This is a genomic window from Salinivibrio sp. IB872, from assembly GCF_001995345.1.
GTDB lineage: Bacteria > Pseudomonadota > Gammaproteobacteria > Enterobacterales > Vibrionaceae > Salinivibrio > Salinivibrio proteolyticus.
In genome coordinates this window covers 70,301-95,115 of sequence record NZ_MUFO01000004.1, presented here as the reverse complement: position 1 = coordinate 95,115, position 24,815 = coordinate 70,301, and the positions used below count along the sequence as shown (strand labels likewise).

At 51.0% G+C, this 24,815-nt stretch carries 17 protein-coding genes and 1 other annotated feature; of the genes, 6 read left to right on the top strand and 11 right to left on the bottom strand.

The genetic code is table 11. From position 1 onward, the window contains the following. Positions 1-62: 62 nt before the first annotated feature. Positions 63-1,388: a peptidoglycan DD-metalloendopeptidase family protein gene (locus tag BZJ18_RS03155; protein ID WP_077455306.1), complete on the bottom strand. Its 1,326-nt coding sequence runs from the start codon at positions 1,386-1,388 to the stop codon at positions 63-65. Positions 1,389-1,632: 244 nt separating this feature from the next. On the opposite strand from BZJ18_RS03155, the gene tyrS reads away from it, so the two are divergent. Further along, a complete protein-coding gene (gene tyrS, locus BZJ18_RS03150) occupies positions 1,633-2,820 on the top strand; it encodes a tyrosine--tRNA ligase (RefSeq protein ID WP_077455305.1) in 1,188 nt (395 codons plus the stop codon). 95 nt (positions 2,821-2,915) lie between these two features. On the opposite strand, the gene BZJ18_RS03145 is transcribed toward tyrS, so the two are convergent. The 7 genes from BZJ18_RS03145 to gltB all read right to left on the bottom strand — a co-directional run bounded on the left by BZJ18_RS03145 (position 2,916) and on the right by gltB (position 12,713). Further along, positions 2,916-3,476 (bottom strand): flavodoxin family protein, encoded by a 561-nt coding sequence (locus BZJ18_RS03145; RefSeq protein WP_077455304.1) that lies wholly within the window; start codon positions 3,474-3,476, stop codon positions 2,916-2,918. Between the two features lie 75 nt (positions 3,477-3,551). Further along, complete coding sequence (locus BZJ18_RS03140; RefSeq protein WP_069588476.1) at positions 3,552-4,163, bottom strand: TRIC cation channel family protein; 612 nt, start codon at positions 4,161-4,163, stop codon at positions 3,552-3,554. A 20-nt stretch (positions 4,164-4,183) separates the two neighbouring features. Continuing rightward, positions 4,184-5,020: a vitamin B12 ABC transporter substrate-binding protein BtuF gene (gene btuF, locus BZJ18_RS03135; protein ID WP_077455303.1), complete on the bottom strand. Its 837-nt coding sequence runs from the start codon at positions 5,018-5,020 to the stop codon at positions 4,184-4,186. A gap of 10 nt (positions 5,021-5,030) precedes the next feature. Further along, complete coding sequence (locus BZJ18_RS03130) at positions 5,031-6,008, bottom strand: cobalamin biosynthesis protein (protein WP_077455302.1); 978 nt, start codon at positions 6,006-6,008, stop codon at positions 5,031-5,033. 21 nt (positions 6,009-6,029) lie between these two features. Continuing rightward, positions 6,030-6,722, bottom strand: coding sequence for a 5'-methylthioadenosine/S-adenosylhomocysteine nucleosidase (gene mtnN / locus BZJ18_RS03125; RefSeq protein WP_077455301.1), 693 nt, complete (start codon positions 6,720-6,722; stop codon positions 6,030-6,032). Positions 6,723-6,822: 100 nt separating this feature from the next. Further along, complete coding sequence (locus BZJ18_RS03120) at positions 6,823-8,235, bottom strand: FAD-dependent oxidoreductase (RefSeq protein ID WP_077455300.1); 1,413 nt, start codon at positions 8,233-8,235, stop codon at positions 6,823-6,825. 11 nt (positions 8,236-8,246) lie between these two features. Next, positions 8,247-12,713 (bottom strand): glutamate synthase large subunit, encoded by a 4,467-nt coding sequence (gene gltB / locus BZJ18_RS03115; protein WP_077455299.1) that lies wholly within the window; start codon positions 12,711-12,713, stop codon positions 8,247-8,249. A 626-nt stretch (positions 12,714-13,339) separates the two neighbouring features. Between gltB and BZJ18_RS03110 the strand changes: the two genes are divergently transcribed. Then, entirely contained in the window at positions 13,340-15,118 is a 1,779-nt protein-coding gene (locus BZJ18_RS03110; protein ID WP_077455298.1) for a GGDEF domain-containing protein, read from the top strand. 20 nt (positions 15,119-15,138) lie between these two features. Then, positions 15,139-17,487 (top strand): aerobic respiration two-component sensor histidine kinase ArcB, encoded by a 2,349-nt coding sequence (gene arcB, locus BZJ18_RS03105; protein ID WP_077455297.1) that lies wholly within the window; start codon positions 15,139-15,141, stop codon positions 17,485-17,487. Positions 17,488-17,551: 64 nt separating this feature from the next. On the opposite strand, the gene arcA is transcribed toward arcB, so the two are convergent. Continuing rightward, complete coding sequence (gene arcA / locus BZJ18_RS03100) at positions 17,552-18,271, bottom strand: two-component system response regulator ArcA (RefSeq protein WP_069589785.1); 720 nt, start codon at positions 18,269-18,271, stop codon at positions 17,552-17,554. 435 nt (positions 18,272-18,706) lie between these two features. On the opposite strand from arcA, the gene BZJ18_RS03095 reads away from it, so the two are divergent. After that, positions 18,707-19,138, top strand: coding sequence for a DUF3293 domain-containing protein (locus tag BZJ18_RS03095; protein ID WP_077455296.1), 432 nt, complete (start codon positions 18,707-18,709; stop codon positions 19,136-19,138). Positions 19,139-19,148: 10 nt separating this feature from the next. Continuing rightward, positions 19,149-19,646 carry a putative 4-hydroxy-4-methyl-2-oxoglutarate aldolase gene (locus BZJ18_RS03090; protein WP_069589782.1) on the top strand — a complete coding sequence of 166 codons (498 nt, stop codon included), beginning with the start codon at positions 19,149-19,151 and terminating at the stop codon, positions 19,644-19,646. Positions 19,647-19,671: 25 nt separating this feature from the next. Here the strand turns inward: BZJ18_RS03090 and BZJ18_RS03085 are convergent, their stop codons facing one another. Together BZJ18_RS03085 and aceK are read right to left on the bottom strand one after the other, a co-directional pair. Beyond that, complete coding sequence (locus BZJ18_RS03085; RefSeq protein WP_069589780.1) at positions 19,672-20,145, bottom strand: hypothetical protein; 474 nt, start codon at positions 20,143-20,145, stop codon at positions 19,672-19,674. 185 nt (positions 20,146-20,330) lie between these two features. Next, positions 20,331-22,049, bottom strand: a complete 1,719-nt coding sequence (gene aceK / locus BZJ18_RS03080; RefSeq protein ID WP_077455295.1) for a bifunctional isocitrate dehydrogenase kinase/phosphatase — start codon at positions 22,047-22,049, stop codon at positions 20,331-20,333. 156 nt (positions 22,050-22,205) lie between these two features. Further along, positions 22,206-22,331, top strand: a sequence feature (Thr leader region). A gap of 24 nt (positions 22,332-22,355) precedes the next feature. Here aceK and thrA point away from each other — a divergent pair. Continuing rightward, a complete protein-coding gene (gene thrA / locus BZJ18_RS03075; RefSeq protein ID WP_077455294.1) occupies positions 22,356-24,815 on the top strand; it encodes a bifunctional aspartate kinase/homoserine dehydrogenase I in 2,460 nt (819 codons plus the stop codon).

Here is a 24,815-nt window from a genome sequence, read left to right as displayed (position 1 = left end):
ATAGTTTTGGCTATCAAACACAAACGGCGCCGACAGGCGCCGTTTGTGTGTGTGCAGCTCGGTTATCCGCCGTTATTGGCGTGATAGCTGAGCGGTCCGACTGAGGCAAGCAGTTGATTAAACTTACTTAGCTGCGCCATGCGTGACTCAGCGAGGCGTACAAAGGCTTGTTTTTCTTGCCCTTGCAGTGATTTAGCTTCGGGTAATTGCACCGTGCGCGGGTTTTTATGGACACCATTCACCAAAAACTCATAGTGCAGGTGCGCCCCTGTTACCCGGCCTGTAGCTCCCAAGGTACCAATGATATCCCCTTGTTTGACTCGCTGACCCGTTTTCACTTTGCGTTTGGTCAAATGCAAATACTTGGTGATGTAGGTTGAGCTGTGGCGAATAAACACATAATTACCATTAAAGCGGTTGTATGAGGCTTTCATGACCACGCCATCCCCCGCGGCTTTGATAGGGGTGCCAACCGGAGCGACATAATCTGTCCCTCGGTGGGGCTTTACGCGTCCTGTCACTGGGTGTAAGCGACGCGGATTAAAGTTCGAACTGACATAACGGAAGTTCACAGGAGAGCGTAAGAAGGCTTTTTTCATCGCTTTGCCCGTGGGGGTATAATATTTGCCATTCTTGGCACGTACTGCGGTGAACGTATCCCCTCGGTTGGTAAAGGTGGCAGCCAAGATGTTACCACTCCCAATATGTTCACCTTCAACAAACTCTTCTTCATAAAGCACAGAGAAGCTATCGCCCTCTCGAATATCGAGTGCAAAGTCTACGTCCCAGCCAAAAATCCCGGCAAGCTGCATAATCTGATTCGGATCTAACCCCGCATCGGTAGCGGCCTGCCAGAAATTTGATTTGATGGTAGCGCGGGCGAAGTTCAGTTGTGTATCAATGTTTTTTGTCTCGATGCGTGACTGATATTTATCATCGACCTTGCTCACGATCAGGGTTTCATTGGTGCCGCGTGGCTGAATGAGTTGCACCAGTTCACCGCTTTCATCAACGCCCAAACGCACTTCATCTCCTGGCTTGAGATAGGCCAAGCTTTTGGTACCTTCATCCGCGTTAACCAGACGATAGAGTGTGGTTGGACTCAAACCGGCGCGATTAAACAGCAAGGCCATGCTTTCACCATGCTGGACTTCATAACTTTGCCAGTTGATATGGCGTTTAAACTGCGCTGGCATTTCACCTTCAGGCGGCAGCAGAGAGACGGCATCGACGGGTAAGGGGTAATGTTTGCCAAGTTCGAAGTTTGGCTCAGGGCGTGGCGTGCTTGCGCCATCAGGGACAAGGATGAGTAATACCACGAACGCGCTTAGTGCACCTATCGTGAGTTTATGTAATTTAGGTAAAGCTGCGAGTTTTTTTAACGGCATGAAAACTATGTTGAATCACTGCGAATACAAAATATGACAGTCAGATTCCCAATCGGTTTATTGGGGATGATGCCCTGATAATAATTTGACACGGTTAACACAAAGACCACAAACATCTGTTGCCGGCAGCCACTGTGCACACCTTGCACACTGGCTATAAGTCTAACTGGTTTCAAAAACTGTCGCTATTCGAGTAGTATGTCGGTTTATCACATTTTTGCCTATTTTGTAGGAGCGAGAGACTATGGCGAGCCTGGAAGCCGCGCTAGCAGAACTAAAACGTGGCGTTGATGAAGTAATCCCTGAAGACGAGCTGGTTGCCAAGCTTAAAGAAGATCGTCCTCTGCGTATTAAATTGGGTGCAGATCCGACGGCACCGGATATCCACCTTGGGCACACAGTGATCCTAAATAAGCTGCGCGCGTTTCAGGAGCTCGGCCATGAAGTCATCTTCTTGATCGGAGACTATACCGGCATGGTCGGTGATCCGAGTGGTAAAAACACGACCCGTCCACCGTTGACGCGTGAGCAAGTGCTGCAAAACGCAGAAACCTACAAAGAGCAAGTGTTTAAAATTCTCGATCCGGCCAAAACCCGCATTGAGTTTAACTCGACGTGGCTTGGTGAGTTGGGCACTGATGGCATGATCCGCCTTGCGGCAAGCTCAACCGTGGCCCGTATGCTAGAGCGTGATGATTTTAAAAAGCGTTACAGCAGCAACCAACCCATTGCGATCCACGAATTTATCTATCCGCTGCTACAAGGGCATGACTCTGTCGCGTTGGAAGCAGACGTAGAACTGGGCGGTACGGATCAGAAGTTTAACCTGCTGATGGGACGTGAGCTACAAAAGCAAGCTGGACAGAAACCGCAAGTTGTTATGACTATGCCGCTGTTGGTGGGGCTGGATGGCGTGAAGAAAATGTCCAAGTCCGCCCATAACTACATCGGTGTGAGCGAACGTCCGGATGATATGTTCGGTAAGATCATGTCTATCTCTGACGATTTGATGTGGGATTACTACGAGCTGTTGTCATTCCGTCCTTTAGAGGAAGTGACTCAGTTCAAGAAAGATGTCGAAGCGGGCAAAAACCCACGTGACATTAAAATCTTGCTAGCGAAAGAGATCATCGCGCGTTTCCATTCAGACGCGGATGCGGATGCGGCCGAGCAGACCTTTATCAATCGTTTCCAAAAAGGGGCGATGCCTGACGAGATGCCAAGCTTTAGCTTTGAGCAAGGCATTGCGATTGGTAACCTTTTGAAAGATGCCGGCTTGGTTAGCTCAACATCAGATGCGCTGCGTATGATACGTCAAGGCGCGGTGAAAATTGACGGCGAAAAAGTCGAAGATACTAAGCTGGTGCCTGCGGCAGGCGAAGCCGTTTACCAAGTGGGTAAACGTAAGTTCGCTCGGGTGACGCTAGGTTAATTATCCGTTGAATCGACAAGCCCTCGCCATGTATGCGAGGGCTTTTTTTATACCTGCATGATCCTGATGCGCATCATGCTCGGTGTGAGGCGCGATTAAATGTGCCACACCCCTTTCAAGGCGCGAACCATGTGTTGGCCCAGATAGAAGGCGGTTTGTAAGCAGGCTTCACTCAGTCCTTCTCCGGTTTCATGGGCGGTGACACCATGTGTTGTGCCGGTTGGGTTGATGTTTTCGACCCCGATATTGGCACGACCTAAGCTAAGCCATAGCATATCGTGTTGACTGGCTAACGTTTGGAAGTAGCTGAGGGTGGCTGATTGGTCTCCTCCCGTGTGGCTTCCTACCGTAAACCCGGCAGCTAGCTTACCACGCCAATCTTGCTGCTCCCACGTTGGGCTGGATGCATCGGCAAACGCTTTAAATTGTGCGCTTGGCCCGCCCATGTAGGTGGGTGCACCAAAAATAATCGCATCCACATCTTTAAGCTGAGTAAAGACCTTTTCGTCGATAAAACGGCCATGTTTAATCACATCAGGCTCAATACGATAGACGAGGGGATCGGCATCGCCAGCTTGGATCCCTTCTGCAATCGTGGTGGCGAGTGCGTGTGTATGGTCACTGACCGAATGATAAATGATCGCAATACGTAACATTGTGGCTCCTTGCTGGTGGCTGTCTAACAGTCCTTAGGGTAGAGGTGCGATCTTTCAACCCCCAATCTTTTATCCTTAGCGATCAAGGGCAAAAGGGGGCAAGGATAAATGCCAGCGAATCGCCGCCAATCGGATCAGCAAGGTGGTGATCATGCCTGCGATTGAGGCGGTGACGGCATCTGGCCCTACTTCAACTGCGAGTGTATGAACGATCCCGCCAGCAATACATGCGGTGGCATAGACCTCGGTTCTCAGCACCATAGGCACTTCTCTGGCCAACACATCACGAATAATGCCGCCCCCACACGCGGTAATCACACCCATGATCACCGCGACCAGCGGAGAAGTCCCATAGCTTAACGCTTTATCGACACCGATACCGACGAAGACGGCTAAACCGACGGCATCGGCGCAGGGGAGTACGTACCAAGGGAGTCGGCGGGGGTGGCGAATAAGCAGCATGGTGGCAACACAGGTGGCGAGGATCACCCAAATATATAGTGTGTCACTGATCCAAAAAACGGGTGTTGCTCCCATCGCCATATCGCGTACTGTTCCGCCTCCAATCGCGGTGGCGCAGGCAAGGACCACGACGCCAAAAGGGTCCATCCGTAAACGGCCAGCCATGAGTACACCTGAGATGGCAAATACTGCCGTGCCAAATAAATCAAATAAATACAAAATCATGGTTTGGGTCATCATGGGTCCTAGGTTGCGCGGCGCACCGTATCAAGTGCTTCACAGATTTGGGTTGCAGCCTGCAATGCTCGGGGCGTTGCTCGCGTTAGCCAGTCTGGGTTTAATTGAAACGCATAGTGCTGAGCAAGGCTGGGGAGTAAGTCTTTCATACTTTGCCAGCTAGCAGGCAGTTCACCACCGGTATAAAACACAGTGTGCGGTTTGCGGGTGATCACTTGCTCCATATTCACTTGCGGATAAGCCGCGGGGCTATCGGCAAAAATGTTTGCGCCGCCACATAGCCTAAAAAGCTGGCTTGGCCAGGCATGATCACTGGCTGTCATTAGTGGCGCACCACTTAATAAATAAAAGTAAGGTACTGACGTTGCGTCTTGATAGCGGGTGCGCAGTGCACGCAGTTTTTGGTCGAAAGCGGCTGCATTTTTCTGTGCTATCTCGGGGTGGCGGCCATAACGGCCCAGTTCGCGAATAAAGCTGCTGATGTCGTCGAGTTTTTCGACATCAAGGTAGCGGATCTCGATACCTAGTTGCGCCAATGTTTCCAGCGGTTTAGGTGGGTTACCGCCTCGCCACGCCAAGATTAAGTCGGGCTTAAGCGCCACAATACGCTCCAGTTTGATGCCCCGATAGTTCGATACGCGCTCAAGCGTTTTTGCCTCATCGGGGTAATCACTGTACGCACTGGCGGCGACGAGTTGTTCACCGAGACCTGCAGCATAAGCGAGCTCAGTGGCATGAGGTGCCAGACTGATCACACGAGGTGGGGCAGAGTGTGCATAAGCGGCCGTGGTAAAGAGAAAAGCGGCAACCAAAAGTCCGACGCCGCGAGGAGAGAGACCGAGCATTTTTTTATCCTTACACGATGAGCAAGCATAACGCGCTAAAGGCGATCCAAATGAGCATGCTCACTCTGAGTTTTTGACGTAATAACAAAAGGTGGTAGCAGGCCGGTGTCACGCCACTGCCGATTTTTGTGCGCAATGTTTTGGTGCCTTGATAAATGGCAGGGCCTCCGAGAGAGAGCTGAAAGCGGCTACTGGCGCAGGCCAATAGCCAGCCCGGCCCCGGCGTGCGCCAGCGCTTTCCCTGTTGCCAACACGCTTTAAGGTGCGTGAGTGGGGAACGATCCAGTGCGAACAAGAGGGCAAATAGACGCATAGGAACGTAATCGAGTCCGTTGAGAAGGCGTGCGACCGCTAAGCCAAATGGGTAGAAGGTGAGACGGCTTGGCGACCACACGCGCGCAAGACGGACTAAGCTGGCATACAGCAGGGCGCCGACACCACCAAACAGCACAAAATAAAAAATTACACAGGCGCCATGACGTGCGGTGCCAAGCAATAGCGTTTCTGCGCCTGCCTTACCCAGACCGACAATCGATAAAGATTCAGTTTCTCGGTTGACGCGGTTGGCCAAAAGCGCGCGTGCTGTCCCTTTATCGTGTTGTTCAATGGCATCGGCAAATGCTTGGGAAAACGTATCAATATTGCGCCAATCGAGGGCAAGCCACAGCAGTAGCGCATCAAATAAAGGGCGAAACCAGACCAGCTCTCGGGTGGCAATCAGCAAGATCGCCAGTGTGCCACACATGAGTGCCAGTGCCAGCCCACCAGCGAGCTTTCTCTGCCGTTTCGGATCGGTCGGTTGGTTGACTTGGTCGGCTAAAATGAGCGCGTACTGTTGCCAATACTGAAACGGAGAATAATTGGCGGATAAGGGGAGTAACCAATGGATTAATAGCGCCAACCACAGCGCCCAGAAGCTTGGGTGGTTGGCGGCCATAGTCAGCCAATATTGCGGGTTAAGCAGTGCATCCATAATGGCAAGGTTCATCCATGATAAGCGTTCGAAGGGTTAGTCGAAAAGCGCAACCATTTTTTCAACCATGGCGGACGAGCTTTTCGCAGCCAGCGGCAAAAACTCTTCAAACGTCATCGGTGATTCTTTTTCTGCCACCACATCAGAGATGGCGCGCACGACCACAAATGGGATCTTAAACTGGGCGCACACTTGTGCAATCGCCGCCGCTTCCATCTCTGCCGCTACCGCTTTAGGGAAGTAGGTGCGAATGTGTTGACGGTGTGCATCTGTGTGCACAAAGGTATCCGCGGTGCAGATTAACCCGCGTACCACGTGTGTCTCGTCATCAATGGCTTTCTCGGCCAGTGCCATCAGTGCGTCGTCGGAGTCAAAGTGAGCCGGTTGCTGAGGAACTTGACCCATCTGGTAGCCAAATGCGGTTGCATCCGCGTCGTGGTAACACACTTGCGAGGAAATAACGACGTCACCGAGGTTTAATGAGGGTTCAAAAGCGCCGGCTGATCCGGTGTTAATCACGCAATCTGGCTTAAACTGTGACAGTAACAAGGTGGTGCCGACTGCTGCCGATACTTTACCAATGCCTGATTGGAGCAATACCACATCACGACCCTGTAGTGTGCCAGAGTAGAAGGTGCAACCTCCTTCGTGATGAGTGGTAAGGTTCGCGAGCTTATCACGCAGCAGGGTAATTTCCTGCTCCATAGCGCCAATAATGCCGATTTTCATCTTGATGATCCTGTTAGCACATAGAATGGGGTTAGTGTACATGAGGCAATAAAAAAGTGCCTCCTTTGAGGCACTTCTATTCAGTCCGGGTGGGAGAGGATCAGACTTCGAGGTAGTCCATGATCCCTTCGGCCGCTTTCCGCCCTTCATCAATGGCGGTGACCACTAAATCTGACCCGCGCACTGCATCACCACCGGCAAAAATTTTCGGGTTGGTGGTTTGATATAAGATGTCCCCTTTGGCTGGCGCTTTGATGCGACCACGCTCGTCAAGGGCCACATCATAGGGCTCCAGCCACTCCATGGCATGAGGTTGGAAACCGAACGCCATGATCACGGCGTCTGCTTCTAGCACATGCTCACTGCCCTCAATCGGCTCTGGGCGGCGGCGACCTGCAGCATCAGGCTCACCGAGCTGGGTTTTTACCACGGTAACCCCGCGCACGTTGCCGTTTTCGTCGACTTCAATGCCAAGAGGCTGAAGGTTGAACATAAAGTTGACACCTTCCTCACGCGCGTTTTTCACCTCGCGGCGCGAGCCGGGCATATTCGCTTCGTCACGACGGTAGGCACAAGTCACACTGGCGGCTTGTTGACGAATGGAGGTACGGACACAGTCCATCGCCGTATCGCCTCCCCCGAGGACCACCACTCGCTTACCTGCCATATCGATGAAGGGTGGCGCGTTCTTCAGCTCCATCACTTTGTAGGTGTTGGAGACTAAGAATGGCAGTGCATCAAACACACCGGGTGCGTCCTCGTTGGCAAGACCAGCACGCATGTACTTGTACGTCCCGACACCGAGGAAGACCGCATCAAACTCATCAATCAAGGTTTGCATGGCCACATCTTTACCGACTTCGGTGCTGAGACGAAACTCCACGCCCATTTCGGTGAAAATCCGTTGGCGGTTGCGCATCACCTCTTTTTCCAGTTTGAATGACGGGATCCCGAAGGTAAGCAAGCCACCAATTTCCGGATAGCGGTCAAACACCACGGGTTTGACGCCATTGCGTACCAACACATCGGCACACGCAAGCCCTGCTGGGCCGGCACCGATTACGGCCACTTTTTTGTCTGTCCACTCAACATGTGACATGTCGGGCTTCCAGCCCATTTCAAACGCTTTATCGGTGATGTACTTTTCGACATTACCGATGGTCACAGCGCCAAAGTCATCATTGAGCGTACAGTCACCTTCGCAAAGCCGGTCTTGAGGACACACGCGGCCACAGACCTCAGGCAGACTATTGGTTTGGTGCGATAGCTCAACGGCCTCTAAGATGCGTCCCTCATTGGCTAGCTTTAGCCATTGTGGAATGTAGTTATGCACGGGGCACTTCCACTCACAATAGGGGTTACCGCAATCTAAGCAGCGATCGGCTTGTGCCGACGCTTCTTTTTCGGTGAACGGCTCGTAGATTTCCACGAACTCTATTTTGCGGGTATCAATCGGCTTTTTTCGCGGGTCGATACGCAGCACATCGATAAACTGATATACGTTCTGGCTCATGGATCCCTCCTTTACTGCGCCTGAACTCGCAGCTCGGCAGCGCTGCGACTCTGGTGGCCTAACAAGGTGCTGACATCAGCGGCTTTAGGTTTGACTAAATAGAAACGGTGTACCCATTGGTCAAAATCAGCCAGCAGTTGTTGCGCACGATCTGAACCTGTCAGCTCTAAATGTTGCGCGATCAGTCCGCGTAAGTGCTCTTGATGAATGGCCAGTGATTCTAGCGACAGCGCTTCAACCAACTCTGGATTGATGCGGCCGTTAAAATCGCCTTCCTCATCGAGCACATAGGCAAAGCCGCCGGTCATTCCAGCGCCAAAGTTGACGCCAGTGCGACCTAAAATCGCGACGATACCGCCCGTCATATACTCACAGGCGTTATCTCCTGCGCCTTCGACGATCGCATGGGCCCCTGAGTTACGCACGGCGAACCGTTCGCCTGCTTTCCCTGCCGCAAACAGCTTGCCACCAGTGGCACCATACAGGCAGGTATTGCCCATGATGGTGGACTCATGACTGGCAAAGGCGGATCCCACAGGAGGACGGATCACGATCTCACCGCCACTCATCCCTTTGCCGACATAGTCATTGGCATCGCCGACAAGGGTGATATTAACCCCTGCCGCATTCCACACCCCGAGAGATTGACCCGCTGTGCCTTGCAATTGAATATCCAGAGGATTGGCTGCCATGCCCGTGTTGCCATAGCGTTTTGCAATCGCGCCAGAGAGGCTAGCACCGACTGAACGGTCGGTATTGCGTACCGATTTGTAGATGCTGGCTCGTCGGTTAGCGTCAATCGCCTCCCCTAGCTCACTGAGCAAGGCTTGGTTAAGCGGTGCATTATCAAAAGGCGTATTGGGCTCACTACAATATAAGGTTTTGCCCGGCCAAGGTGTGGGCGCCTCTAGAATATGGCTCAAGTCGAGCTTTAGTTGCTTGGCGGTAAAGCCATCAACTGCTTCCAGCAAGTCCGTTCGGCCAATGAGATCGGTGAGCTTTTCGACACCAAGCTCAGCGAGTAGCTCGCGGACTTCTTCGCCTAAGCCTTTAAAGAAGTTCATCACCTGCTCAGGTAAGCCTTTAAAGTAGTCGCGACGAAGCGTGTCATCTTGGGTCGCCACACCGGTTGCACAGTTATTCAGGTGGCAAATACGCAAATATTTACAGCCCAACGCCACCATAGGCGCGGTGCCAAAGCCGAAGCTCTCTGCACCTAAAATGGCGGCCTTTACAATATCGAGGCCAGTTTTGAGGCCGCCATCGACTTGTAAGCGAATTTTGTGGCGTAAGCCATTTTCCACGAGGGCTTGCTGGGTTTCGGCAAGGCCTAATTCCCAAGGGCTACCGGCGTATTTCACCGAGGTCAATGGGCTTGCCCCTGTGCCGCCGTCATACCCTGAAATGGTGATCAGGTCGGCATAGGCTTTTGCCACACCGGTGGCAATGGTGCCCACGCCCGGTTCGGAGACCAGTTTGACCGATACCAATGCGCTTGGGTTGACCTGCTTTAAATCAAAAATCAGCTGCGCCAAGTCTTCAATCGAGTAGATATCATGGTGTGGCGGTGGCGAAATCAAGGTGACACCGGGGACTGAGAAACGCAATTTGGCGATCTCTGCCGTGACTTTATGGCCGGGCAATTGTCCGCCTTCACCGGGTTTCGCCCCTTGTGCAACTTTGATTTGCAGCACATCGGCATTGGTGAGGTAGTGGGGAGTGACCCCAAAACGGCCCGATGCAATTTGCTTGATTTTGGAGTTACGCTCGCTATTGAAACGTCGAGGGTCTTCGCCCCCTTCACCGGAGTTCGAGTGGCCGCCAAGGCGGTTCATCGCAATGGCTAACGCTTCGTGCGCTTCAGGACTCAAAGCACCAATAGACATGGCCGCGGAATCAAAGCGTTTAAATAGCTCGGTGGCGGGCTCAATGCGTTCAAGTGGTAATGGTGTATCGGCTTTTTTCAAGCGCATTAGGTCGCGCAAGGTTGCCACCGGACGTTCATTCACCGTTTTCGCGTAGGTTTTGTAGTCCATCGCTTCCCCAGAGCGCACTGCACTTTGCAGATTTTTTACGACATCTGGGTTGTAAGCGTGATACTCGCCATCGTGGACGTATTTGAGTAACCCACCATGCTCTAGCGGCTTACGTTTAATCCAAGCACGACGAGAAAGGTTGACTAAGTCTTGCTGGAAGTCATCAAAGTGCGCCCCTTGAATGCGGCTTGCGACACCTTTAAAGCAAAGCTCTACCACATCGTCATGTAGGCCGACCGCTTCAAACAGCTGCGAACAGCGGTAAGAGGCAATGGTCGAGATCCCCATTTTCGACATGATTTTATAAAGGCCCTTGTTGATGCCATTTCTAAAATTCACCATCACATCGCGATAGGGCTTTTTGATTGCGCCAATGTCGACTTGATTGGCTAGCGTTTCGTAGGCGAGATACGGGTAGATAGCCGTGGCACCAAAGCCGAGTAATACAGCAAATTGGTGCGGATCGCGTGCACTCCCGGTTTCAATGATGATGTTGGCATCACAGCGCAAGTTTTCGCGGACCAGACGCTTTTGCACCGCCCCGACTGCCATAGCGGCAGGGATAGGGAGTTTGTCTTTGTTGATGCTACGATCAGACAGAACTACCAGTACCGTGCCATCGCGCACGCAGCGCTCGGCTTGATCGCAAAGATCTAAGATGGCCTGCTGCAGATCTTTCTCGTTCGGATCGTAGTTAGTATCGAGAATACTGTTGCGATAATAGGTATCGTCGAGCTCGAGTAACTGCACCATGTCTGAGAATAAGAGCACGGGCGATTTAAACGCGACGCGCTCGGCGTGGCCATCGGTCTCGCAGAAGACGTTCATTTCCCGGCCGATACAGGTGGCCAGTGACATCACGTGGTTTTCACGTAAGGGATCGATGGGTGGGTTGGTAACCTGAGCAAACTTCTGACGGAAGTAGTCACTCACACAGCGGGGACGAGAAGATAATACCGCCATTGGCGTATCATCGCCCATCGAACCGGTCGCCTCTTGACCGATATCCCCGAGCACCTTGACGACTTGCTCGACTTCCTCGTTCGACATCCCAAACAGCTTTTGGTAAACCTTCAGTTGGGTGTCTTGCAAGCTCCGGCTGCCTTCGCTGGCATCATCATCAAGTTCTTCAAACGGGGTCAAGCGACGCACGTGAGCATCGAGCCATTCCCGATAGGGGTGGCGACTTTTCAGTTCATTATCGATTTCCGCTGAGTGCCAAATTTTGCCTTCTCGGGTATCGATCACCAGCAATTCACCCGGGCCAACACGCCCTTTTTCAGCGACCTCATCAGGCGCGTAATCCCAAATGCCAATTTCAGAGGCGAGGGTGATGAATTTATCTTTAGTGACCACATAACGCGCAGGGCGTAAGCCGTTGCGGTCGAGATTACAAGCCGCATAACGGCCGTCAGACATCACAATACCGGCAGGACCATCCCATGGCTCCATGTGCATGGAGTTAAAGTCATAGAATGCACGCAGCTCATCATCCATATCCGGATGGTTTTGCCAAGCGGGCGGCACAAGCAGACGCATGGCGCGGAAGAGATCCATACCACCGGACAAAAACACTTCAAGCATGTTATCGAGGCTCGATGAGTCCGACCCTGATTCATTGACAAAAGGCGCGGCCTGATGGAGGTCTGGCAATAAGGGCGAGTTAAATTTGTATGCCCGTGTGCGTGCCCATTGGCGGTTACCTTCAATGGTGTTGATTTCACCGTTGTGTGCAAGGTAACGGAACGGTTGAGCGAGCGGCCAGCGTGGTTGCGTGTTAGTACTAAAACGCTGGTGGAATAAACAGATCGAAGACTCGAGGCGTAAATCGGCCAAATCAGTGTAAAAGCGCGGCAAATCTGCCGGCATACACAAGCCTTTGTAGACGATGGTTTGGGTCGACAGACTGGTAATGTAGAAGTCTGTGTCGTCAGCTAACGCTTTTTCTGCGCGGCGGCGCGCAATATGCAGGCGACGCTCTAAATCGCGTGCGCGCCAACCGGCTGGGCCGTTAATAAAGACTTGTTCGATAACGGGGAGTGACTGCTTGGCGATTTCACCCAGCACGTCAGGGTTGGTTGGTACCGTACGCCAACCAACCACGGAGAGTGTTTCGGCACCAATTTCTTGTTCAAACACCGCGCGGGCGCGCTGCGCCTTCACCGGATCTGTGCTCAGGAAAAGCATTCCTACCGCATACAAACGGCTTAGGTTCCATTGGTTTTGTTCGGCAATAAGGCGAAAGAAACGGTCGGGCTTTTGGAGCAATAACCCACAACCGTCCCCGGTTTTACCATCGGAGTTAATCCCTCCACGGTGGGTCATGCGATCAAGTGCGGAAATGGCGGTACGAACCAACTTGTGGCTGGGCTCACCTTCTTGATGGGCGATCAAACCAAAACCACAGTTATCCTTTTCCAACATTGGGTTGTACAGCGACATTGCAATTCTCCCTTGCTACTGCGTCACTCGCAGTGATTGCATTTATTGTCGTGATCCTCCTGACCACTCTGAAAGCGTCTAGGACTGTGACAGCTCACCCGTTATGTTGTGTTTTTTTAACGGGAAAATCGCGTGCTTGTAAGTAATTAAATTACTGATTTTCAACGCGATGCCTAGCCTGCCGTATCCAGAAAGCGCTATTCAGCGACCTTTCAAATTAACGGCAAAGCAGTTAAAGGTCAAATTTTATTATGCAGCCTTTATGCACCATGAAGCTTGGTGTGATGTCAATTAAACACCTGATATTTTCAGGTTTTGTGTCAGTTTTTTCAGGAATAATAGCTATTCGCGTTTATGCTATTTTGTTAAATAATTATTAATTTAAGGCCAAATTCGAGCATAAATTCTAACCAAATAAAGAAATAAAGCAGGGTGCGTTTTATGTCTTCAGTTTCATAGCAAGATACGCTGTGATTTGATGTAAAAAAATGACAACTGACAGTAAAAACCTGTGAGGCACGTAGCCATGTATTTTGAGAAAACTGTGGCAAAATAGCCGTTACATAAGCGGCGCAACGGAAAAAGATGTCGCGAATCAAGGATGGTTGTGATCACACAGGAGCCGCATGGCATTTTTCATTTTATTTGCATTTCTTGTTTTAGGTGCGGTGCTTGGCTACGCGTGGCGTGCGCGACAAGAAACCGTCGCGTTAACCCATTGGCGTGTGTATATGGCTGATCTCGATACACCTCATGCCATTGTTACCGCCGATGAGGGTGACATCTTGTATGCCAATGCTGCCTGTGTGGAGGCATTTTCATTGGTGGACAGCAAAAGCCACTTTAAAACGGCCAATGAGCACCAGCGACAAGCAGTACGAGCCTTCATTGTTGCGCAGCAGTGGCCACGTCCTTTCTCTAATGTCGAAGCTAAGGTCAAAGCACCCGGCGCGAATCGAGTACGCATTGGCGTGCGCTTGTCGGGCTTACCCATTCGTTGTCGGCGTAAAAAAGCATGGTTGGTGTCGCTAGCACCACTGGCGCGCCACGCGCAATGGCAGCTACAGCATCAAGAACATGGTGTTTTGCTTAGCGTGATTAATTCGTTGGCTGAATTGGTTTGCTTTCAAGATGTCGATGGCAATGTGGTGGGAACCAATGCGGCCTTTGACCGCTTTTGGCGAGGCCGCGAGCAAGAGGGCATTATGTGGCATGCCGATCAGCCTTTGTCTGGCTCAAAGACGGTGCGTACGTGGGCATCGCAACTAAACGGCGAAAGCTGTTTGCTCGAAACCAACATCACCGCGCTTAAAAATGATCAGCAACAGGTGGTTGGTACCTTGAGCATCAGTCATGATGTGACCGACTGGCATCAAATGCAGCAAAGTTTGCAACGCGAGGTGCATCATCGCCAATCGGCCGAACAAGCGCTTCAGCAACGGAGCAATTTATTGAGCGCGATTTTTAATGCCAGTGTGGATCCGATTGGGATCTTTGATCAGGACTATTACCACCTTGCCTGTAATCAAGCCTATGCCGATGCGCTTGGGGTCTCCATTGAAGCGCTTGAAACCTCTCCAGCGCAAGAGGTCGTCGATGCAGATATTTTTGATCAGCATCGTCAGCGCGATCAGCATGTACTGGATACTGGGGAAACCGTGACCTATGAAGATGTGATTTGGCGGCCCAGCGGCGAGCAAACTTGGTTTGAAATGACTAAATCGCGTATTGATGATCCGGTGACTGACAGCTTTGCAGTACTGGTGATGGCACGCGATATCACCGAACGTAAGCACACCCAACAACAGCTGGCGGATGCGATCATGTCATTCCAAGAAATGAGCTTCGTGGATAGTTTGACCCAAGTGGCGAATCGGCGCAGCTTTGATGAGCAACTTCGCAAGTTGTGGCGCTCACACGCCCGAGAGCAAACGCCGCTTGCCTTGATCCTCTGTGACATCGACCATTTCAAACTTTACAACGATAATTACGGCCATCAACAAGGCGACTGGGCCTTGCAGCAAGTGGCGAACGCTTTTAAATCGGCGATTAATCGACCACTTGATGCGGTCGCGCGTTATGGGGGAGAAGAATTTGCTATTGTATTGCCTCACACTGAGCTTGATGGGGCCGCCTTAGTTGCCGAGCGGGCAAGAGCTGCGTTGGCCGAGCGTGAAATCGCGCATCAGTATTCGCCGGTCGCAGCGGTGATGACCGCGAGTCTCGGCGTTGCGTGTATGATCCCCTCACCCGAAGGGGATTATGGGGAGCTTATCCATCAAGCCGATTTAGCCATGTACCAGGCGAAGCGACTCGGGCGTAATCAAGTCAGCTTAATGGGACCCACGTCTCGCGTCACAGAAAATGATGCGCCTCGCCCTGAGCCTGAACACTTCCACTCTTAACTGGCGTGTAGTAAGCCTTTATGAAACAACTCAAAGTATTAGCGCAGTATTATGTTGATTTGCTGGTCAAGCTGGGCATTGTCCGCTTCAGCATGTTACTCGCGCTAGCGCTTGTGGCACTGGCCGTGGTGGTGCAAGTGGGCATCACCTTGGTGCTGGAAGGCACGGTGCAAAATATCGACATTATCCGCTCGATTTTCTTCGGCCTGGTGATTACCCCTTGGGCGGTTTATTTTTTGTCCGTGGTGGTGGATCAGCTTGAAGAATCGCGGCAGCGCTTATCTAAGCTGGTGTCTAAATTAGAAGAGATGCGTGCGCGAGACATGCGTCTTAACCGGCAGTTGACCGAAAATATTGAGCAACTGAATTTAGAAATCGAAGAGCGTAAAAAAGCTGAGAGTGCGCGCCAAGAGGCGATCAAGGATCTAGAAAACGAGGTGTATCAGCGGGAAAAAGCTCAGCTAGAGCTAGCCGAGCAAACCGCATTGCTGCGCTCGTTTATTGATGCGTCGCCGGATCTGATTTATTACCGCAATGCCAAGGGGCAGTTCTCTGGTTGTAACCGCGCGATGGAAGAGCTGACCGGCTATAAAGAGAAGGCGCTGAAGGGCCTGACGCCGTGGGATGTCTATCGCGAGGATATCGCCGCTAAAGTGGTAGAGACCGATCAGCAAGTCTTTGATAACAACGTCTCCATTACCTACGAGCAATGGCTTGAGTATAAAGATGGACGCAAGGCCTATTTTGAACTGCGCAAAGTCCCTTTCTTTGCGCGAGACGGGCGCCATCTGGGATTGCTTGGCTTTGGCCGTGAAATCACCGAACGTAAGCGTTATCAAGATGCATTGGAGAAAGCGAGCCGAGATAAAACCGCCTTTATCTCCACCATCAGTCACGAGCTGCGCACACCGCTGAATGGGATTGTCGGATTGAGCCGCATGCTATTGGACTCGCCGCTGGATGATGATCAACGCAATTACTTACGTACCATTTACGTCAGTGCCATCACCTTGGGTAATATTTTCAACGATATTATCGATTTAGATAAATCCGATCGCAACCGACTGTCCTTGTACCCCACCAGCATCGATCTGCGTGAATTTGTTACTGAGATTGAAAACATCTCTGGCCTGATGGCGGAGCAAAAAGGGCTGCGGTTTGAACTTGAACGGGTGACAGACTTGCCGGAATTTGTCGCCGTGGATGCGACACGATTACGTCAAATTTTGTGGAATCTGGTCGGGAATGCCGTCAAATTCACCAAGCAAGGCTGTGTGATCATCACTGTTAGTGCAGATGTGGAAGATGACCACGCGCATCTTTGCTTTGAAGTCGAAGACAGCGGGGTCGGGATCCCTGCAGATGAGCAAGATAAAATTTTTGCCATGTACTATCAGGTAAAACAAGGCGAAGAAAACTTGCATGCTGTGGGAACAGGGATTGGACTCGCCGTGTCTCGCCAGTTAGCGCGCATGATGGGAGGCGACATTACCGTCGATAGCGAAGAAGGTGAAGGGAGTACCTTTACCGTGACGGTTTCCGTGCCTTTGAGTGAGCCTGCGGATGATGAGGTCCAACTGCCCACGCGCAGTGATAGCCGCTTGCGAATTTTGCTCGTCGAAGACATTGAGCTAAACATCACGGTCGCTACCAATTTATTGGAAAGTCTAGGCCATGAGGTGACCGTTGCTCGAGATGGTCAGTCGGCGCTAAACACCTTTATGCCCGGAGCGTTTGATTTATTGCTGTTAGATATTCAATTACCGGATATGACCGGCTTTGATATTGCAGCAACATTACGCGAAATACAGTCGAGCTTACCACCACTTGTCGCATTAACCGCCAATGTGATCAAAGACAAAGGAGAGTACATCGACAAAGGCATGGATGATGCAATCAGCAAGCCGATCAGTGTCGCGGCACTTAGCCAAGTGATTGAGCGTTATGCGTTGGCGGAGGGGCAAGAAGCGGTGACTGACGAGAGTGCGTCGACACGGCCAGTCGCAAGCGAGCAAGCGGAAAAGCTGTTGGATATGGACATGCTCACCGGCTATGTCGAACTGGTTGGCACCGAGCCTGTGCGAAAAAGCATTGAAATGTTTGAACAATTGATGCCGGAATACATCGCGATTCTTGATTCGAATATGACCGCACGCGACCAAGATGGCATTGTGTCGGAAGCGCATAAAATTAAAGGTGCGGCAGGCTCAGTGGGCTTAAAGCATGTGCAAAAAGTGGCTCAAAAAGCGCAGTCTCCCGAGTTACCTGCGTGGTGGGAGAATATTGCCGATTGGATTGATGAAATAAAAGTAGGCTATCAGCACGATCTGACGGTGTTAAAAGCATGGTTAGATGAGCAATCCTCCTAAACGCCACCCACAAGCTAAACAAAAAAGGCGCTATCAGGCGCCTTATTCATATTGGGTGTGCAGCTTATTGATCTTCGAGCTCACCGCAGAAGCGATAGCCTTCACCGTGAATGGTGGCAATGATCTCTGGGGTGTCGCTGTGTGATTCGAAGTGCTTACGAATACGACGAATTGTGACATCCACAGTACGGTCATGCGGCTTTAGCTCGCGACCTGTCATCTTTTTCAACAGCTCAGCACGGGTCTGGATTTTGCCTGGGTTTTCACAGAAGTGCAGCAGGGCACGAAACTCTGAACGTGGCAATTTGAACGACTCGCCTTCAGGGTTAATCAAAGAGCGACTGTTGATATCAAGAACCCAACCATTAAACACATACTGTTCAACGTTGCGTTTTTCTTCACCACCGTTCACGCTACTCATCGCACGGGTTAACAAGTTACGTGCACGAATGGTCAGTTCACGAGGGTTAAATGGCTTGGTAATGTAGTCATCGGCACCAATTTCCAGCCCTAGGATTTTGTCGACCTCGTTGTCACGGCCCGTCAAGAACATCAATGCCATGTCGCCTTGTTCGCGCAATTCACGCGCGAGCAGTAGGCCGTTTTTACCGGGCAAGTTGATGTCCATGATCACCAAGTGCACTTGATGATTGGATAGGACTTGATGCATCTCGTCGCCATCGCTGGCTTCAAAGACATTGTAACCTTCCGCTTCAAAGATACTTTTCAGCGTGTTACGTGTGACTTGTTCATCTTCTACAATCAGAATTTGCGGGGTTTGCATTGGCGATACCTAATATCTAAATAGAATCCGGTTGCGCTTCACAGTCTAGTTCCACTAGCCCATGAAAAAAATTTACAAAATTGCGAGAGGATGCCTTCCGCGAACCTCGCAATCAACATATGGCACGCCATCCATAGAGAGGTGTGTGTCGATGCTAGACAACGCACCGTGTGTTCCAGTTGAGGCGGGGCGTTATCGGCCCTCGTAAGCCTCAGAGGCAATCACTGTTACATCCATTGATTGCCGCTAATTGTATTCATTTAACAGCGCGCTAACAATATATTACGGTGAACGTTGATGATTTTTTTCATCCTTTATTGACCCCAATCAAAAGCATCTTTGTTGGTGATTAGGGTCAACTTCCCGTTTAACTTTATGAATACTAGCGCATAATTAGCAATTAAGCATAATGTTAGTAACGAACAGGTGTAAATAATGTGTGATCAGAATAACGCCAGCGATTTGTGGAAAACTTACCAGCAGATCGCATTTCGGGCACCCCAAGCACCCAGTGTCCGCTCTTTTGCCATTCTTACCGCATTTAACCCTCGTAGCCAACCTTTATCTGAGAAAGAGAATCAATTGCGTAATCGTCAGCTCGTGGATGAGATGGAGAAAGCGGGGATTCGCTATTGGGCAATGAATGGTGGGGCGCCTGATGGCAGCTGGTTTGAGCCGGGTTTTGCCGTTGCCCTGACTCAAGACGAAGCGATTGCATTGGCGAAAACATGGCAGCAAAACGCGATTTATTGGGTGGAGGACGATACATTATGGTTACTGCCTGCACTGATGACAGATTTTGCGCCGCAGTCACTAGGCGTGACGTTTTCATCACTTCTGGAGTTGACAGATTCATCAATGGACTAAGGAGAGCATCATGGACGATAGGCTACCTGATTTATGCGACAACCACCCAGACGCTGTGCGTTGGTTACCCATTCAGTGGCAAGATTTTGGCGCGGTGAGCGGCTTTGAAGGACGGATACGTACTGTCCGCTGTTATCACGATAACTCCAAAGTGAAAGCGCTCCTCGCAACGCCCGGCCAAGGTCAGGTTTTAGTGGTTGATGGCGGCGGCGCGATGGATCGTGCGCTATTGGGCGATATGATCGGAAAAAGTGCGGTCGACAATGGTTGGGCAGGGGTGGTGATTGCCGCGCCAGTGAGAGATGTGGCAACTCTCGCCACCTTGCCTATTGGCATTAAAGCACTCGGCGTCTGTCCGATTAAAACCCAAAAACGGGACTGGGGAGAGGTAGATGTGGTGCTAACGCTGGAAGGCGTGTTAGTGACCCCAGGTGATTACCTGTATGCTGACAAAAACGGTGTGCTGGTTTGTGCGCAGCCCTTGAACACAGTCAGCGACGTGGATTAAGCATTCACGCCGTCGTTACACGTTGTTAAAAGCGTAACCCGACGCCGAGTTGGTAAATAGACTCGGTGTCTTTTTCAGGATCGAACTCCACATCTAGCCCGGCATTGACATCGAAAGAATCACTTAATTGGTAGCGGCTGCTGACTCCCCATTGGTTAACGCTTTTATCACGTTGGTAGCCGTGGCTCAGTTGGCTTGAAACATGTAACTTGTCGGTAAATCGGTACTCGATGCCGCTGAGTAAGCCGCGTTGCGTGGGGGCTGTCTGGGTTTCGCTTTTCATTTGCGTGCCAAGGTAAACGGAGAGATTACTCAAGGGGTAGCGATAGCCTGACTCTATGGTCCAGCTATCAAATCCGTCTCCGGCCGAGGGCATCGACTGGATAAAAAAGCGATTGGAGTCGGCTATCGTTTCGGTCTCGAACGATAGCATTTGCTCGCCAAATGCAGGGGTTGCCACTAAATGCAAGGCGAGTGCGAACAATCCGAATTGTTTCACTCTAGGTTCCTTTGCGTTGTTATTTTTGTCGGTTTCGTCACCGCTGATGATCAGTGTAGACAAAAAAGTGTGCGCGGTCGCAACTTTGTCTAAAAAAACGTCATGCTATTGACGTATCTGATAGGTGCCAGCGTGTGATGGCGACGATTAAACAACAAGCAAAATTGACGCCAGGTTAAGCGTGTTTAGGCTTTGACTAACCGAAGCGCATCGCTGTAGGGACGCACATCATGGAAGTAGCCCTCTTGAACCTGATGCTGCAGTTGCTGCCAAAATTCGGCCTCAAAAAGCTCGGGATGCAGGCGCTCAAACTCATCACGTAGCGAAGGGTTGACCAACAAAAAGGTACGAAACTCTTCGGGAAACACATCATTTTCTCCCACGCTGTACCAAGGCTCTGCGGCTAGCTCATCTTCTGGATAACGCGGTGGCGGTATACGACGGAAATTGACCTCAGTGAGATAGGCGATTTCATCATAATCATAGAAAATCACCCGATTATGACGGCTGACGCCAAAGTTTTTAAACAACATGTCACCGGCAAAAATATTGGCAGCTGCGAGCTCTTTGAGGGCATCACCGTACTCTTGCACTGCTTGGGTTAAGGCGTCAGGACTGGCTTGCTCGAGGTAAATATTTAGCGGGATCATCCGCCGCTCCATATATAAATGGCGGATCCGTACTTCTGTGTCAGTGACGGACACACATGAAGGCGCCACGTTTAGCAATTCGTCAATCAGTGCATCGCTGAAACGGTGACGAGGAAAGATAAAGTTCCGATACTCCTGCGTGTCGGCCATGCGTCCCACCCGATCGTGCTCTTTAACGAGGCGGTATTTCTCGCGCACTTGGGCGTGCGTCATTTGCTTTTGCGGTGCGAATTTGTCTTTGATGATCTTAAATACAAAGCCGTATGAGGGCAGGGTGAACACCGACATCACCATCCCTTTGATCCCCGGCGCAATATCAAACAAGTCATCAGAATTATCCAAATGATAGAGAAATTCGCGGTATAGCTCGGTTTTACCATGTTTTTGACAGCCGATCGCGGTGTAGAGCTCTGCTGGGGTTTTATTGGGCATTAATTGATTGAGAAAGTCGACTAAAGCCGCTGGGACGGGGGCATACACCATAAAATAAGAGCGCGCGAAACCAAATACGATACTCACATCGTCGCTATCGGTAATACATGCATCAATATACAGCTCGCCGTCATCTGAGATAAGCAAGGGCAGCACGAGGGGGCGACGTTGGTTCGCCATATCCAGACGGCCAATTAAGTACGCTCCTTTGTTGCGAAAAAACGGCTGACGCACCATTTCAATGGTGAAGCTCATGGTTAACTGCGGGCCAAAGCGTTGCTGAAGGATTTGCGTAATGTGCTTAAGGTCGCCACTTTTATCTCGCCAAGGCAGGGTAAAGGGGGTGCTGTCTAGCATGCGCTCTAGCGTGGCATAAATGCCGGCTTGCGATTGAAAGCGTCGCAACAAGGGCGTTGGATACTTGGGAATGCGTCCGCCTTGCGAACTTTGTACAAACAGTTTGTCACGACGAATATTTCGGTGTTCGAAAATACGGCAATACACCGAATTGAAAAAACTCTCAGCGATATCGTAGCGCGGGTAATCATCAAGGAGTTTGATGTAGGCTGCTTTCACAGCCATCAAAAAGGAGCGTGTGGCGTGTTCTTTGCCCAGCATAGCGCGCAGTTGCTGACTCACTAAGCCGACATGGTGATCGTAAAATTGAATACGCGTTTTCAGTGCTTGCTGCACGCTTTTCCAGTCTTGCTGCTCAAAGCGCTCTTGAGCGCCTGACGTCACATCTAAAAAGCGACCATACATGGCATCCGAGCCTTGTAATATCGTATTTGCGACTAATTGCGCCATGGCGTCCTGTGTCATTCGCGTTCCCTGCTTCCATGCCGTTTTTGTTCTCTTCAACCTCTCAGAGTTTTGGCGAAAAAGCAATCAGTGTCACTTTTTTGTTGACCTCGGCGGCATGATTCGATAAACCTAAAGAGAACTCAACAAAACAAACGATAAACGCAACACACATGCAACTGACGATCAGCACCCTTACCACAACAACCACCATTATTACTGGCACAATGTGTGTTGGTGCGGGCTGATACGCACAGAATTTCCAAAAAAGCCCGTACCCTCACCGGTACGGGCTTTTTTTTATCTTAAGAGAGAGGTCCCAAACGGATGCGAGTTTTAAAATTTGGTGGCACATCGCTTGCTGATGCAGAGCGATTCAGTCGTGCCGCTGACATCATTGTTAGCAATCAGGGTCAGAGTGATGTCTCTGCTGTTTTGTCCGCCCCAGCGCGTGTTACCAATATTCTGGTGTCCGTGGTGGATAATACGGTTAAACATGGAGAGGCTGAGCTGCCACTCAAAGAGCTAGAAACCATTTTCACCGCGCTGTTCCAAGGCCTTGCCGAACGCCAGCCCAATCTCGATACCCAACCTTTGTTCGATAAACTTTCTCGCAGTCTCGGACAACTACGCCAATACGTACACGGTATGAACCTGCTAGGGCTTTGTCCGGACAGCACCTATGCGCGCGTGGTGAGCAAGGGGGAACGTTTGTCCGTAGCGGCCATGCAAGCGCTGTTAGTGGCGCGTGGCTATCAAGTCTTTGAGATTGATCCGGTCAGTTATTTTGCCGCTTCTGGCAGTTACCTGAGTGCTGAAGTCGACATTGAAACCTCCTCGCAACGCTTTAAACAGTCTCCCATTCCCGCTAATCATGTTGGCTTGATGCCAGGCTTTATGGCCGGCAATGAGCAAGGGGAGCTGGTGACCTTGGGACGCAATGGTTCCGATTATTCTGCGGCGGTGCTGGCCGCTTGTGTCCGTGCAGAGTGCTGCGAAATCTGGACGGATGTCGATGGTGTCTATAACTGCGATCCCCGCTTGGTGCCAGACGCGCGTTTACTGAAGTCGCTGAGTTATCAAGAAGCGATGGAGCTGTCGTACTTTGGTGCTAAGGTGCTCCACCCTAAAACCATCGCCCCTATTGCTCGCTTCCATATCCCTTGTTTGATTAAAAATACGGCCAATCCTCAAGGCGCAGGCACCTTGATTGGCGATGATACTGGTGAGGATAAGCTTGCCATTAAAGGGATCACCACGCTTAGCGATCTGAGTATGGTCAATATCTCTGGTCCTGGGATGAAGGGAATGGTTGGTATGGCTTCACGTGTGTTTGGCGCCATGTCATCCGCGGGCGTTTCCATCGTGCTGATCACCCAATCGTCGTCGGAGTACAGCATTAGCTTCTGTATTCAAGCGCAGGATAAAGTGAAAGCTGAGAAGGCGTTACGGACCCACTTTGAACTTGAGCTTAAAGATGGTTTGCTTGAGCCTGTCGAGTTTATCGATCACCTATCGATTGTCTCCTTAGTGGGGGATGGTATGCGCACTTCTAAAGGAATTGCGGCGCGCTTTTTCACCTCGCTAGCGGAAGTGAATGTCAATATCGTCGCCATTGCTCAAGGTTCATCAGAGCGTGCTATCTCGGCGGTTGTCCCCTCAGAGCGTGTCTCGGAAGCGGTGAAAGCCTGCCATGAAAACTTGTTTAACAGCCAACATCACCTCGATGTGTTTATCGTCGGTGTGGGCGGTGTCGGTGGCGAGTTGATTGAGCAAATTCGTCGTCAACAAGCGAAACTACAGCAGCAAGGCATTGTGATGCGTGTCTGTGGACTGGCAAATAGTAAAGGCATGTGGCTGAACAGCCAAGGCATTAACCTTGATAGCTGGCGTGATGAGCTGCCTAATCACCTTTCACCGTTTAGCCTTGCCGGTATGATTCAGTTGGTGCAGCGTAATCATATCATCAACCCAGTGTTGATTGACTGCACAGCAGAGCAACAAGTCGCGGATCAGTATGCGGACTTCTTACGTGCGGGCTTCCATGTGATCACGCCTAACAAAAAAGCCAATACCAGTAGCATGGCTTACTACCAACAGCTGCGTCAGGCGGCGCGCGCGACACATCGTAAGTTTATGTATGAAACCACGGTGGGGGCTGGCTTGCCCGTCATTGAAAACCTGCAAAACCTGATTGCTGCGGGGGACGAGTTATCACGATTTTCTGGGATCTTGTCGGGGTCGCTATCACACATTTTTGGCAAGTTAGATGAAGGCGTAAGCTTTAGTGATGCCACCAAGGTTGCGCGTGACAGTGGCTTCACCGAGCCCGATCCACGTGACGATCTATCTGGCATGGATGTGGCGCGTAAATTGTTAATTTTGGCACGAGAAGCTGGCATGCATTTAGAGCTGGAAGATGTCGAAGTTGAGCCCGCGTTGCCGCCAGGCTTTGATCAATCGGGTGATGTGGAGTCCTTTATGGCACGCTTGCCGGAGGCGGATGCTTACTTTAAGCAATGGTCAGAGCAAGCGGCTCAAGAGGGCAAGGTACTGCGCTATATCGGCGGTATTGAAGACGGTCAATGCTTCGTGAAAATTCAAGCCGTAGACAGTGACGATCCGATGCACAAAATTAAAGATGGCGAAAATGCACTCGCCTTTTACAGCCGCTATTATCAGCCGATTCCATTGGTCTTGCGCGGATATGGAGCAGGCACCGCCGTGACGGCGGCAGGGGTGTTCGCTGATTTGATGCGCACCTTGGGTTGGAAGCTAGGAGTGTAG